Below are 14,261 nucleotides of genomic sequence, written 5' to 3'. Positions count from 1 at the left end.
TTTCACCGCGATGACAGCATCAACGTTGACACCGCGGTAAGGTCAAGAGTTATGTTTTGTGGGGTGCGAGCAACGGTTTCGCTCAAGCTATATGGGTATTCCTCAGTCTCAAAGCATTGAAAACTACAGACGCAGAACTGACGCTCATGGCTAACGCAGCGATCATTGGCGACAGTAGGTGCCCCGTCAGCGGATAGAGTAGGCCTGCGGCCAAGGGAATACCCATTGAGTTGTAAAGGAAGGCGAAACCCAAGTTTTGCCGCATGTTTTTTACTGTCGCAACCGAAAGTGCCCGTGCCCGTAGAATCCCCATCAGGTCGCCTTTTACCAGCGTGAGCTGAGCGCTATTCATCGCGACATCAGTCCCTGTACCCATGGCAATGCCCACATCTGCACGCGCCAAGGCCGGTGCGTCGTTGATACCGTCGCCGGCCATGGCAACCTTTCGACCGTATCGCTGGAGGTCCGCCACCAGGCGCTCTTTGTCCTGAGGTTTAACTTCTCCATGAACCTCTTCAATACCCATCTCCTTGGCGACAGCACGTGCGGTGGTGAGCCCGTCTCCGGTGGCCATGATGATTTTTACGTTATCAGCTTTAAGCTTGGTGACTGCTTCTTTGGAGGTCGGTTTTATCGGATCTGAGACCGCCAGTAATCCTGCCAGAACCCCGTCAACTGCTAGATAGATGATGCTGATGCCTTCAAGGCGCAACAACTCTGCACGGTACTGTAAGACCTTAGTGCTTACACCGGCAGCGTCCATCAGTGCTGTGTTGCCCAGCTGTACCTTCTTGCCATCAACAAGGCCACTGACTCCAATCCCAGACCCGGACTCAAACGATTCAGGCTTGGTGAGCGCGATATTTTCAGTTCGGGCGTGATCGACGATGGCGTGCGCCAAAGGATGTTCGCTGCCTTGATCAAGGCTAGCGGCCAGTTGAAGAACATCGTGTGGGTTGAAATCTGGTGTGGCCTCCACACTGTGAAATACCGGCCGTCCCTCTGTCAGGGTCCCCGTTTTATCGACAATCAGCGTGTCGATCTTGCAAAGGTTTTCAATAGCACTGGCGTCCCTGAACAGCACACCCATACTGGCCGCTTTACCCGTCGAAACCATGATCGACATGGGCGTTGCGAGACCAAGTGCACAGGGGCAAGCGATGATAAGTACGGCGACAGCGTTGATCAGGCCGAAGACCCAGCTGGGTTCCGGGCCGAATAGTCCCCAGCCTAAGAATGTCAGCAACGCAATCGCGATAACCCCCATCACAAAGTAGCCGGCGATCGAGTCGGCCATTCTTTGCATTGGCGCTTTGGAGCGTTGGGCTAGAGCAACCATTTGCACTATCTGCGATAGCATGGTGTCGGCGCCGACCTTTTGCGCCTCCATCACCAAGCTCCCGTGAGTATTAAGCGTGGCGCCGATCAAACTATCCCCTGGTCTTTTCATTACCGGCACAGGTTCACCAGTGAGCATGGACTCATCCACCGCACTTTCTCCCTCGAGCACAGAGCCATCAACTGGCACCTTTTCACCAGGTCTGACCCGCAAATGGTCGCCCAAGTGAACATGGGTAAGAGGAATGTCTTCCTCCTGACCATCGGCGTTGATCTTGCGTGCAGTTTTGGGAGATAGGCCTAGAAGGGACTTAATGGCGGCGGAGGTTTGTGACCGTGCTTTTAGCTCAAGAATCTGCCCAAGCAAGGTGAGCGAGATGATGACTGCAGCGGCTTCGAAGTAAACGCCGATGCGTCCATCTTGCATGAAGGTGGTGGGAAAACTTTGGGGAAAGAGGGTTGCTGCGACGCTGTAAAGATAAGCTGCGGAAGTACCCAAACCTATCAGAGTCCACATATTTGGACTGCGATTTCTAACAGATGCTATGCCCCTTACAAAAAAGGGCCACCCTGCCCATAAGGTGACCGGTGTCGCAAGAGCAAACTCGATCCAGTTTTGAACCGAGCCATGGAAGAGTTGTAATGAATGGCCCGCCATGGCTAGAACGGTCACTATCACGGTTAAAGGCAGAGACCACCAAAAGCGGCGCGCGAAATCACGGAGCTCGGTTTTGTCATCGTCATCTAGCGCCGGAATGACAGGTTCTAATGTCATGCCACATTTTGGGCAATTGCCGGGCCCTGGCTGTTTTATTTCCGGGTGCATCGGGCAGGTAAATTCAGTGGCTACTTGGAGCGCGGGCTCTGTAGCCGCGATGCTGGGTTCAGTGCTGGGATGAATACCGCTGTAGTGCTCTGGAGCTGCCCGAAATTTCTCTTGGCATTTCTGGCTGCAAAACTGATAAATCTGTCCCTGATAAGACTCGCCAAATTTACTTGGAGGCGTAATCGTCATGCCGCACACCGGGTCACGTAGATCAGCGTCAGGGGGCGAGGCTGCGTGGGTAGGACCGTGATCGTGGTGGCTCGGTTTATTGGGCATAGCTATTTCTCTTCCTTGTTGGCTTGCGCCTGATTGCCATGGTCATGTGCGCCATGTCCATGCCCAAAAAAATGCATCAATGGACAGATCAACAGAATGAGATAGGGCAAGTATGGATAGACGTGGCTGAAATGCTCCCGCACCACGTAGAAGGCGCCGATCACAATGAACATAATCAGCACAACGCCTGTTTTGCGCGTCCAAAATGGGGTGGTGATGCTTCCAGCCGGATGCTGATGGTTATTCATGATCTAGACCCCAGCGTGTGAGCGAATTGCTCTGATGTCTGCCTCAGAGCGTAGCCAACTCTTGAGGAGACGCGGGTTTAGCGGTCAGTTCAGGCTCACTTCAGGTCAAATTGACCGACCATCCCAGACTGGTAATGACCTGGCACGTTGCAGGCAAATTGAAGTCCAGTTGTATTGTTGAAGGTCCAGATCAATTCCTTTGTTGCTCCTGGCTCGATCAGCATGCTGTTCGGGTCGTTGTGTTCCATTCCAACCATCTTCATCCCTCCCATGCTGTGACCCATGCTGCCCGTCATTTTCCCTGACCCGGTGGGTGTAAGCGTTCCATTCTGGAACATGCTCGCCATTTCTTTTTGGTGCGCCGCATGAGCGGCGGCTTGGCCGATATTGAATTCGTGCAGCAGTGCGCCCTTATTACGAAGGACAAAACGAATAGTCTCACCAGGCTTCACATCGATGTTTTTAGGCATGAAGAAAATATCACCCATCTCCACATCTACCGTACGGGTCACCGCAGAAGCGACGCCAGGCTGGCCGATGTCCTCTTTGCCATGACCTACGTCTGCCATGGCCGTCGCACCGAAGAATAAGGTGATCGCCGCAATAACTGGGGTAACGAGCTTAGCTTTCATGATGACCTCAAGAGCAAATGGAAAACACTAGCTATGCTAAACGGATAGAGCTGCCAGCTAACTGACGTGAACACTACATTTCTGTCAGTTTCCAAGAGTAGTACGGCGCGCATATGACGCCGTACCAACCGAGCGGATCAAACAGCCCATCGGAGGTACCCGGTTACTGATGGTTCTCAGAAAGCATCAGTTTGTGTTCGCGCTGCATTTGGTTCAAAACGTCATCAACCATAGCGTCGTGCTTTTCCATCCAGGAAAGATGTTCCTGAGGCGACATTGATGCTTTTGGGTGATCCTGATGGAGTTGGTTCATGATTTCGCCCAGCAGTTTCATATGCTCGGCCATGTGTACATGGCGCTCTCCCTCTGGGGCTTTTTCAGCTTGCACCAAGGTCGCTTCTGCTTTGTCGCGTAGGCTTTCCATACGCTCCGCAATCCGATCTGCGCCACCTTCAGCCAAAGCAGACGCTGAGATGAGTATCGAACCCACAAAGAAAAGGATTTTTAGATGATTCATGAGGAAGCTCCTTTTTGATCTGTTTTCCGGCTCCCCCAAGGTTTCATGCGGAGGCGTCGGTCGAGTACTAGGGAGTACCCATGCTCGAACCCTAGACAGCACTCGCTGACATCTACCTGAAGCCAATATTACTTTTCTGTCAGTTGCTGGTTGGCAGAAGCATTTCCTTGCAGACTCATCATCACAATCATTCGAGAGCCACCCCCATGAGACTTCTGGTTGCGGAAGACGAACCCAAAATAGGCATTTATTTGCAGCAAGGTCTTGCTGAGGCAGGGTTCAATGTTGATCGCTTTACCAATGGTAAGGAGGCGCTTCAACACGCGTTGAGCGAGGCTTATGACCTGCTGATTCTCGATGTGATGATGCCTGGGCTGGACGGATGGGAAGTACTTCAGAAGGTGCGGGCATCCGGAAAAAATGTCCCCGTGCTTTTTCTCACGGCGCGAGACCGCGTCGAGGATCGCGTCAAAGGACTTGAGCTGGGGGCAGACGATTACCTCATAAAACCCTTCGCTTTTTCTGAATTGCTTGCCCGCGTCAGAACGCTGCTGCGAAGAGGGAGTACAGCCCCCTCCCAAACTCATATGAAATTGGCTGATCTTGAGGTTGACCTGCTCAAGCGCAGGGTTGTCCGTGGAGGCAAACGTATATATCTCACGGCCAAAGAGTTTGCGTTACTCGAATTGCTGCTCCGTCGTCGAGGTGAGGTGCTGCCTAAGTCGCTTATCGCTTCCCAGGTGTGGGACATGAACTTCGACAGCGATACGAACGTCATCGAGGTCGCCGTAAGGCGGCTCAGAGCAAAGATTGATGATGATTTTGAGGTCAAGCTTATCCACACCTCCCGAGGCATGGGCTACATGCTAGATGCGCCGGATTCTGGGACGGGGCTGGAATGAAGCGAATGTCTCTGACTACCCGCATGAGCCTGATGTTCATGCTAGCTGTAACGGCGGTGCTCACCGTCGCTGGACTCAGTTTTAACAGCCTTAGCCGGCATCATTTCAAAATGCTAGATCAGCAGGCGCTAAACGAGAAGCTACACTCGACCCAAAGAATTTTGACGGGATTGAGTAGCATTGACCAGTTCAGTGATGTTAAGCCTGAGTTGGAGGCGCTGCTGGGTGCTCACCGAGATTTGATAGCCCTGATCTTCGATGGTCACGGCAAGACCCTTTTTGCTGATCCAGGTCCAATCGATATTCCTGAAGACTTTCGCACGACCTCAAACAACAACGTTTGGGAGTGGCGTGATGATGAGCAAACGTTCCGGGGAATAACGGCGCAGGCGATTGTGACTGGACAAGAAAAACCGCTGACCGTTATGTTGATCTTTGACGTTACGCAACATATGGCGTTCTTTGAGACGCTTGAACGCTGGTTTTTGATAGGGTTGTTTATAAGCGCGCTGGTCAGTGCGGCGCTGGGCTGGATGGTCGCGAGCAGTGGACTAAGACCTATTCGCCAGGTTACTCAAGTCGCTGCGTCAATGTCTGCTAAATCGCTCAAAGAACGGATTCCTTTAGCGGCCGTGCCTAAAGAGCTTCAGCAGATGGTGCTTTCTTTCAATGCAATGTTATCTAGACTTGACGATGCATTTGTTCGCTTATCAAACTTCTCTGCGGACATTGCTCACGAACTACGAACACCAGTCAGCAATTTGATGACACACACCGAAGTGGTGCTTTCTCGAAAAAGGAATATTGAAGATTACGAAGACAACTTGTATTCGAATCTTGATGACCTGAAGCGTATGGGGCGGATGATCGATGACATGCTTTTTCTAGCGAAATCAGATAATGGTCTGATTACTCATGAAAACAAACCGATAGACTTGGTAGCGCTAGTAGAAAAATTACTCGAGTACTACCGCTTGTTGGCTGATGAGCAAGGCATCGACCTTAAGGTGACAGGGAGGGGCAGCGTCCGAGGTGACGTTCTTATGCTCGACAGGGCTATCTCTAATCTGCTCTCGAATGCCCTCCGGTACACCCCCGCAGGGAAATGTATCAGCGTCGATATAAGGCAGGAAGGGACGTCAATCTCTGTCTCCGTGGAAAACCCTGGAGAACCTATCGCTCCTGAGCACCTTGAAAAACTGTTTGATCGATTTTATCGAGTGGACCCCGCTCGTAGAGAAGGAAACCCAAGTAATGCGGGGCTAGGCTTATCAATCACTCGATCCATTATCGAGTCGCATGGCGGCAAGATATGGTGCACGTCGTCAGATGGAAAAACAGCCTTTCATATACAGCTCCCATGTGCGAGTGCAGAAAATGCCTAATCAACGACACCATATACACCCGAGCAGCTATGTGGTCTTGCGAACGGTTTTCACGGTGTGAACGTCGCAAAACGGAAGCCCGTTTTAACCATTTTTTCAAGAAATTCAGCGTCCCAAAGCAGGTCCAAGCTGACTGAAATGTAATCGAATAGTTTGCGTTCGTGTGGCATCGTGTACTTGCGCTGTGACGTTGGAATTCTTGTGATTATTCCTGTCCAGCCCGCCCTAGAACACGGAATTTGCTAGGTAGCTCGCCAGTGTTTTTAATAAGCGTAAAAGTAATAACTAGATACTCATCAAAAACCTAGAATCAACAGCTTTTGCTGTGAGGAGTCTTGCATGTCATTCCTTAAAACCACCACCGTAGCTGTAGCACTGACAGCGGGTTTGATTTTGAGTGCAGTTGCTCAAGCACATCCAAAGCTGCTTTCTTCTACTCCAGCAGAAGGGTCGGATGTTGCTGCTCCTGCGAAAATTGAACTGCAATTTTCTGAGAATCTAACGACTCAGTTTTCCGGTGCTAAGCTGATCATGACCGATATGCCTGGCATGCCTAACTCCCCAATGGGCGTTAAAGCAGCCGTTGCAGGCGGTGGAGATCCTAAGACGATGGTTATTACGCCTGCATCGCCATTGACCACAGGTACTTATAAAGTTGAGTGGCGTGCCGTCTCGTCTGACACTCATCCAATCACCGGCAATTTTTCTTTCAAAGTGAAATGATTCATGAGCGACTCAATAAATATAGCTGTTCGCTTTGCTCTATATTTTGATCTGATGCTGTTATTTGGACTGGCAATATTTGGTCTTTATAGCCTGAGGGGAAAAGAGAGAGTATCGGGAGCGGTTTTAAATTTTGAGTCGCTTCTTTACAGTACATCTGTTTTAGGTGTAGCTCTGTCTCTAGCAGCCATGTTGTTGCTTGCGAAAGCTATGAGTGGTGTGTCGGGCTTCATGGAGCTACATCACCATATTTTTCAAATGGTTCTCATGGGGACTGACGTCGGTTTGACCTGGATGGTCCGGATAGTGGCGTTGCTGACGGCTGTTCTCGGCGTTGCTCTGAGCAAGCGCTTTCCGACACTCAGTCTTTGGATTGTCACTGTATGTGGCGCCATTGCGCTAGCGACGCTGGCATGGACAGGGCATGGTGCGATGGACGAAGGGAGCCGTCGTTACTGGCATTTTACTAGCGACATCTTCCATCTCTTGGCCGCAGGCGGTTGGTTGGGTGCGTTGGCAGCATTTGCACTGCTGCTGCGTTTAAAATCGCTGAAAGGTGATCAGGAAGTACGAGTTCTTGCTCGGGTACTGACAGGGTTTGAATCGGCCGGCGCGGTGATTGTAGTGATCATCAGTATAACGGGCGTGGTGAATTATCTATTTATCGTAGGACCGAGCCTCGATGAGGTGATGCTCAGCACTTATGGCCAGTTGCTATTTTTGAAAATCCTGCTATTTGCAGGGATGATCGTATTAGCCACGCTTAACCGTTTTCATCTAAGCCCCTTATTGGAGCGATCAGTTCGCAATGGCGAATACGCTGTCGCGGTGAATGCCTTGCGCCGTAGCATGAAACTTGAGTTTTCAATGGCGGTCATCATTATCTGTCTTGTCGCATGGTTAGGTACTTTAAGCCCTGTCATGGAAATGAGCGCAGCATAGACGTTGGTAACAGCCAATACAGGAGTCTTAAGGGTGAATTGTAAGGGCCATTTGCACCGTCTACACTTTAGCCCATGAAACGCTATGTGCGGTGTTGCCTGATTTTCCTAATTAGCTTGGCGCTTCCCCTTAGCGGGATGGCGGGTGTTCAGGCATCGACTGAACCATGCCCGATGAAAACCATGGGTATAGCGATGATGGATGGTATGGGTCAAGACTGCTGCCACGACATGAAAAGTACCGCTGAGCATGGCAAACCTTGTAAGTCGGGCCAGGAATGCAAAACGGGCGGCATGCTGCAAGTCTCGATCATCAAGCCTCCTATTACCTTGTCCAGTCCAATCGTTCTGCCCTTCTCCAGCCATTTCCCACTCGTACAAACCCCTTCTGGGTTATGGCGACCTCCCCGTACTTGATTCCTGTACCACACTGAGCCTCATTCCGCGTTAGCGGGATGGCATATCTGCGCGCATGTCTTATGAAGCGCGCGGTGGATCATCACAGGAATCGTGAACATGAACTCCAACTGCTTTTGCACAGGTTGGTCCCTCGTGGCCGGCCTGGCGGCAAGCGTACTGGCATTGCCGAGCCTTGCTGGTGCATTGACACTCGATGAAGCGCTGCGGCTGGCCGAAAACAATGCACCGTCGTTGACCGCACAAGACGCCAAAATTCAAGCAGCCACCAGTGCGGCCATTCCCGCCGGCGAACTACCCGATCCCAAGCTACTGCTGGGCTTGCAGAACTACCCCATTGGTGGTGCCGACAGATGGAGCATCGACCAGGACTTCATGACCATGCAAGTGGTCGGGATCAGACAGGAGATGCCCAACAGCGATAAGCGCAAAGCACGTATCGAGGTCGCGGATGCGGCTGTTGATCGAGCGTCCGCTGAGCGTCGAGTGGCGCGTCTGAACGTCCGACAGTCCACGGCATTGGCCTGGATCAGTAGCTACTCGGTTGAGCGTAAAGATGCGATGTTCCAGGACTTCTACAAAGAAAACCGTCTTCTGACCGATACCGTCAGATCTCAGATTGCGGGTGGCCGCGCCCAACCCGCCGATGCGGTGACACCTAAACAGGAAGCTGCCCAACTGGCGGAGCAGCAGGATGATTTAGTTCGCCAACGTGCACAGGCCCGGGCGGCCCTCAAGCGCTGGATTGGCCCAGCTGCCAATGACAAACCGGCGGGCAGCTTGCCTGATTGGCCCATTGAAACCTCTGGATACTCCCATAAGCTGCAACATCACCCTGAATTGGCGGCGTATGTGCCGATGACCCGTGAAGCACAAGCCAAGATCCGTGAAGCTGAGGCGGAAAAGCAATCTGACTGGAGCTGGGAATTCGACTATCAGCATCGAGGCAAACAATTCGGTGACATGGTTAGCGTCCAGTTTTCATGGGATCTCCCGCTGTTTCCTGACTCTCGGCAAAACCCCAAAATTGCGGCAAAGCACGCCGAACTCAACCAACTTGAAGCTGAGCGGGAAGCTCTGTCGCGCGAGCATACCCAGCAACTGGAGGATGAGTTGGCCGACTACGAGCGACTCAATCGTGCAGTCACCCGTAATCAGGAAAGCTTGTTGCCGCTGGCTAAAGAAAAGGTTGAACTCACCATGGCTAGCTACCGTTCCGGCAAAGGTGATTTGAACTCGGTTGTGGCCGCCCGACGCGAACTCATCGAAGCCCGTCTCAAGCAGATTGACGTTGAAGAGCAACGTGCTCTCACCAGCGCTCGCTTGTATTTCTCTTACGGGGAGCCCGCTCAATGAATTTCAAAGTATGGAAAGGGACTTTAGTTGTCGGCATCTCGATTGCCTTGGGTGTTGCCGGAGGTTACTGGTTAGCCCAACCGCGAATGAGCGAAGTAGCTGGTGTCGAGCCGGATCAGGAAGCCAAAGCCTCTCCCGATCGAAAGGTTCTGTATTGGTATGACCCCATGTACCCACAACAGAAATTCGATAAACCGGGTAAGTCACCCTTCATGGACATGCAGATGATCCCCCAATACGCAGATACCAAGGGGGACAGCGGCGGCATTCGAATTGATCCAAGCCTGACTCAGAACCTTGGTGTGCGACTGGCTAGTGTCAGTCGAGGGGTATTTGCCTCGACACTGAACGTGGTAGGTGTTCTGGCCTTCAACGAACGGGACGTTGCAGTCATTCAGGCCCGTACGGCGGGTTTTGTCGAGCGCGTGTACGCCCATGCACCTGGTGATGTGCTGAAAGTGAATGCAGCCTTGGCAGATATCTTGGTGCCGGATTGGGCAGCTGCTCAAGAGGAATTTCTCGCCCTCAAGCGTAGTGGCGATGCTGACTTGCTGACAGCGGCCCGCCAGCGATTGAGGCTCACCGGAATGCCAACTAAGTTAATTGCTCAAGTTGAGCGCAGTGGCAAAGTTCAACCGAACCTGACTCTGACCAGCCCTATTGGTGGTGTGCTTCAAGAGCTGAGTGTGCGTGAAGGTATGACGGTGGCCGCAGGCGAGACGCTCGCGCGTGTTAATGGTTTGAGCAGTGTCTGGCTGGCCGTGGCGGTACCAGAGTCGGAGGCTGGGTCAATCGTCGTAGGGCAAGCAGCCGAAGCGCGTTTGTCCGCGCTCCCTGGAGTTGTGCTCAAGGGCGTCGTCAGTGCGATTCTTCCGGAAACCAGTTCGGACAGTCGCACACTTCGCGTTCGAGTTGAGTTACCCAATCCGGATGGCCGACTCAGGCCAGGTTTGACCGCGCAGGTAAGTCTCAATCGTTCGACGGAGCAAAGTGTTTTGTGGGTGCCGAGCGAGGCCGTCATTCGTACCGGTCGACGTACGTTGGTCATGCTCTCTGAAGACGCTGGTCGATATCGCCCGGTGGAGGTGCAGTTAGGCCAAGATAACGATGGCAAAACGCTGATATTGAAAGGCTTGGAAGAGGGGCAAAAAGTGGTGACTTCTGGCCAGTTCCTTCTCGACTCGGAGGCCAGTCTCAAGGGCGTTGTCGCAAGCTCACTGGACGTTTCGCCATCTACTGTAACCGCAGGCGCTTTGCATGAGGCCGATGGTCAGATCGTTGAGATCAACGACAAAGAAGTCACGCTCGCCCACGGTCCCTTCAGAACATTGGGTATGTCAGGCATGACGATGACTTTCCCTCTCGCCGCTCCAGCTCTGATGAAGGGTCTTAAAACGGGCGACAAGGTTCGGATCGCTGTCAGCCAGACGGAAGATGGTCTGCGAGTTGAGCGTCTGGAACGCTTTGGGAGCCAGCCATGATCGCGGCCCTTATTCGCTGGTCGGTGGCTAACCGCTTTCTTGTGTTGCTGGCGACGCTGTTTGTCACGGCATGGGGGATCTGGGCGGTTCAAAGTACGCCCATTGACGCATTGCCAGACCTGTCGGATGTTCAGGTAATTATCCGTACACCATATCCAGGCCAAGCCCCACAGATCGTAGAAAACCAGGTCACCTATCCATTGGCAACCACTATGCTCTCTGTGCCTGGTGCCAAGACTGTGCGCGGTTATTCCTTCTTTGGCGACAGTTTCGTTTACGTACTATTCGAAGACGGAACTGACTTGTACTGGGCCCGCTCGCGCGTATTGGAATATCTGAGCCAGATACAAAGCCGGCTTCCGGCCAGTGCCAAGCCCGCATTAGGACCTGATGCCACTGGGGTTGGCTGGATTTTCCAGTACGCCCTGGTAGACCGAAGCGGCGGGCATGACTTGGCGCAGTTACGTGCCTTGCAGGACTGGTTCCTCAAATTCGAGCTTAAGACCCTACCGAACGTTGCGGAAGTGGCCACGGTGGGTGGCATGGTAAAGCAGTACCAGGTGCAGCTTGATCCGGTGAAGTTGGCCAGCTTGGGGATCACGCAGTCTGAAGTGACCGAGGCGATCGGCAAGGCCAATCAGGAAACTGGTGGGGCGGTGCTGGAGATGGCGGAGACCGAGTTTATTGTGCGGGCTTCCGGGTACTTGAAGACCCTCAATGACTTTCGTGCTATCCCACTCAAACTGGGCACGGGTGGTGTGCCGGTCACTCTGGGCGATGTTGCCACGATTCAGATGGGGCCTGAGATGCGTCGAGGCATCACCGAACTCGATGGCGAAGGTGAGACCGTCGGCGGCGTGGTAATTCTGCGCAGCGGTAAGAATGCTCGAGAAACCATTGCGGCGGTCAAGACCAAACTCGACGAGCTGAAAAGCAGTCTGCCGGCGGGGGTAGAAATCGTCACCACCTACGACCGCAGCAAGTTGATTGATCGTGCCGTGGAAAACCTCAGCCACAAGCTGATCGAAGAGTTCATCGTCGTCGCGTTGGTCTGCGGAATCTTTCTCTGGCACCTGCGTTCATCTCTGGTGGCAATCATCTCCCTGCCGGTTGGGGTGCTGATCGCCTTCATCGTAATGCGCTATCAGGGTATCAACGCCAACATCATGTCCCTTGGCGGGATTGCCATCGCCATCGGCGCCATGGTCGACGCTGCCGTGGTGATGATTGAAAACGCCCACAAGAAGGTCGAGGCTTGGCACGTGGCTAATCCTGGGGAGGAACTGAAAGGTGAACGTCATTGGCACGTGATGACTGAAGCGGCTGCCGAGGTAGGACCCGCATTGTTCTTCTGTCTGCTGATCATCACCCTGTCGTTCATTCCGGTGTTCACGCTGGAGGCTCAGGAAGGACGTCTATTCGGTCCATTGGCGTTCACCAAAACCTACGCTATGGCCGCAGCGGCTGGACTGTCGGTAACTCTAGTTCCGGTGTTGATGGGGTATTGGATTCGCGGACGAATTCCTAATGAGCAACAGAATCCGCTAAATCGCTGGTTGATCCGGATCTACGAGCCCGCTCTGGACGCCGTATTACGTCGACCTAAAGTAACGCTGCTGGTTGCATTGCTAGTCTTTGTCAGCGCGTTGTGGCCGATCTCTCGTCTGGGTGGTGAGTTTCTTCCCCCGTTGGACGAAGGGGACCTGCTCTATATGCCGTCAGCTCTGCCTGGATTATCGGCGCAGAAGGCCGCGCAACTGCTTCAGCAGACTGACCGTCTAATAAAGACAGTTCCAGAGGTCGAACACGTTTTCGGAAAAGCCGGCCGCGCTGAAACCGCGACTGACCCGGCACCGTTGGAAATGTTCGAGACCACCATTCAATTCAAACCACGCGAGCAGTGGCGCCCAGGCATGACCCAGGAAAAGCTCGTTGAGGAGCTAGAACAAGTGGTGCGTGTCCCAGGATTAACCAACATCTGGATACCGCCTATTCGTAACCGTATCGACATGCTGGCCACCGGCATAAAAAGCCCGATTGGCGTGAAGGTTGCCGGTACCAACCTGACGGAGATCGATGCCGTCACCCAAGCCATCGAGCGTGTTGCCAAGGACGTCTCAGGTGTCAGTTCAGCGTTAGCCGAACGACTGACCGGTGGCCGCTATATTGATGTAGATATCGATCGCAAAGCTGCGGCACGCTATGGGTTAAATATTGCCGATGTGCAATCAATCGTGGCCGGCGCAATCGGCGGTGAAAACGTCGGGGAGACGATTGAAGGGTTGGCTCGTTTCCCAATTAACGTACGTTACCCTCGTGAGTGGCGGGATTCGCTCGGCGCTTTGGAGCAGTTGCCGATCTACACCCCGCTAGGCAGCCAGATCACCCTTGGCACCGTGGCGAAGATCAAGGTCAACGACGGGCCGCCAATGCTCAAGAGTGAGAACGCACGGCCTTCAGGCTGGGTGTACATCGATGTGCGTGGCCGGGACATTGCCTCCGTAGTCGCCGATCTACGCCGGGTCGTCAGTGAGCAGGTCAAGTTGCAGCCCGGCATGAGCCTGAGCTACTCAGGTCAGTTCGAGTTTCTCGAAAGGGCCAACGCACGACTCAAACTGGTGGTGCCTGCCACGCTGTTGATCATCTTCGTGTTGCTCTACCTGACATTTGCACGCCTTGATGAGGCTTTGCTGATTATGGCCACGCTGCCATTCGCTCTCACGGGCGGGGCATGGTTTCTCTATCTGTTGGGATTCAACCTGTCGGTTGCCACCGGGGTCGGCTTTATCGCCTTGGCCGGTGTTTCTGCCGAATTTGGCGTGATCATGCTGCTCTACCTGAAAAATGCATGGACCGAGCGTCAAGACCTCGGTGACAACACAGAACGCGGGTTGATGGCCGCGATTTGTGAAGGCGCTGTCCAGCGCGTTCGACCTAAGGCTATGACCGTGGCAGTGGTTATCGCTGGTTTGTTACCTATACTTTTGGGAGGCGGTTCCGGTAGCGAGGTTATGAGCCGCATTGCCGCCCCGATGATTGGCGGTATGGTTACGGCACCCTTGCTATCGCTGTTTGTGATCCCGGCGGCCTATCACCTCATGCGTCGTCGACACTTGTCCGTTGAGCCTGGCAAGCACTGACGCGTAAAAACGCATACGAAAGGGGCTGCGCTTGCAGCCTCGTTTGAGCTGCACAGCTCGTTTTCATCAGTCTTACATG

General features: G+C 53.2%; 12 protein-coding genes. 8 read left to right on the top strand and 4 right to left on the bottom strand.

What is annotated here, in order from left to right:
• Positions 1-82: 82 nt before the first annotated feature.
• From K1X80_RS00970 to K1X80_RS00955, 4 genes are all read right to left on the bottom strand, one after another.
• Positions 83-2,440 (bottom strand): heavy metal translocating P-type ATPase, encoded by a 2,358-nt coding sequence (locus K1X80_RS00970; RefSeq protein WP_080761981.1) that lies wholly within the window; start codon positions 2,438-2,440, stop codon positions 83-85.
• A 2-nt stretch (positions 2,441-2,442) separates the two neighbouring features.
• Complete coding sequence (locus K1X80_RS00965; protein ID WP_050587200.1) at positions 2,443-2,688, bottom strand: DUF2933 domain-containing protein; 246 nt, start codon at positions 2,686-2,688, stop codon at positions 2,443-2,445.
• Positions 2,689-2,783: 95 nt separating this feature from the next.
• Positions 2,784-3,320 (bottom strand): plastocyanin/azurin family copper-binding protein, encoded by a 537-nt coding sequence (locus tag K1X80_RS00960; RefSeq protein ID WP_019334911.1) that lies wholly within the window; start codon positions 3,318-3,320, stop codon positions 2,784-2,786.
• 163 nt (positions 3,321-3,483) lie between these two features.
• Positions 3,484-3,837 (bottom strand): co-regulatory protein PtrA N-terminal domain-containing protein, encoded by a 354-nt coding sequence (locus tag K1X80_RS00955; RefSeq protein WP_019334912.1) that lies wholly within the window; start codon positions 3,835-3,837, stop codon positions 3,484-3,486.
• Between the two features lie 206 nt (positions 3,838-4,043).
• On the opposite strand from K1X80_RS00955, the gene K1X80_RS00950 reads away from it, so the two are divergent.
• The 8 genes from K1X80_RS00950 to K1X80_RS00920 all read left to right on the top strand — a co-directional run bounded on the left by K1X80_RS00950 (position 4,044) and on the right by K1X80_RS00920 (position 14,182).
• Positions 4,044-4,739: a heavy metal response regulator transcription factor gene (locus K1X80_RS00950; RefSeq protein WP_032856637.1), complete on the top strand. Its 696-nt coding sequence runs from the start codon at positions 4,044-4,046 to the stop codon at positions 4,737-4,739.
• Positions 4,736-6,124: a copper resistance membrane spanning protein CopS gene (copS, locus tag K1X80_RS00945; RefSeq protein WP_032856638.1), complete on the top strand. Its 1,389-nt coding sequence runs from the start codon at positions 4,736-4,738 to the stop codon at positions 6,122-6,124. The genes K1X80_RS00950 and copS overlap by 4 nt, the downstream gene beginning before the upstream one ends.
• Positions 6,125-6,463: 339 nt before the next feature.
• Complete coding sequence (gene copC / locus K1X80_RS00940) at positions 6,464-6,847, top strand: copper homeostasis periplasmic binding protein CopC (RefSeq protein WP_220172615.1); 384 nt, start codon at positions 6,464-6,466, stop codon at positions 6,845-6,847.
• 3 nt (positions 6,848-6,850) lie between these two features.
• On the top strand, positions 6,851-7,789 hold the full coding sequence (copD, locus tag K1X80_RS00935; RefSeq protein ID WP_019334915.1) for a copper homeostasis membrane protein CopD: 939 nt from the start codon (positions 6,851-6,853) through the stop codon (positions 7,787-7,789).
• Positions 7,790-7,863: 74 nt separating this feature from the next.
• Entirely contained in the window at positions 7,864-8,205 is a 342-nt protein-coding gene (locus tag K1X80_RS28015; protein ID WP_080761980.1) for a hypothetical protein, read from the top strand.
• A gap of 99 nt (positions 8,206-8,304) precedes the next feature.
• Positions 8,305-9,561, top strand: coding sequence for a TolC family protein (locus tag K1X80_RS00930; protein WP_032856639.1), 1,257 nt, complete (start codon positions 8,305-8,307; stop codon positions 9,559-9,561).
• Positions 9,558-11,042, top strand: coding sequence for an efflux RND transporter periplasmic adaptor subunit (locus tag K1X80_RS00925; protein WP_032856640.1), 1,485 nt, complete (start codon positions 9,558-9,560; stop codon positions 11,040-11,042). The genes K1X80_RS00930 and K1X80_RS00925 overlap by 4 nt, the downstream gene beginning before the upstream one ends.
• Positions 11,039-14,182, top strand: a complete 3,144-nt coding sequence (locus K1X80_RS00920) for an efflux RND transporter permease subunit (protein WP_032856641.1) — start codon at positions 11,039-11,041, stop codon at positions 14,180-14,182. The genes K1X80_RS00925 and K1X80_RS00920 overlap by 4 nt, the downstream gene beginning before the upstream one ends.
• Positions 14,183-14,261 lie beyond the last annotated feature (79 nt).

This window comes from Pseudomonas sp. So3.2b (assembly GCF_019464415.1).
GTDB lineage: Bacteria > Pseudomonadota > Gammaproteobacteria > Pseudomonadales > Pseudomonadaceae > Aquipseudomonas > Aquipseudomonas shahriarae.
Note: the sequence above shows the minus strand (reverse complement) of the source record. Positions and strands in the feature narration are given on the sequence as shown.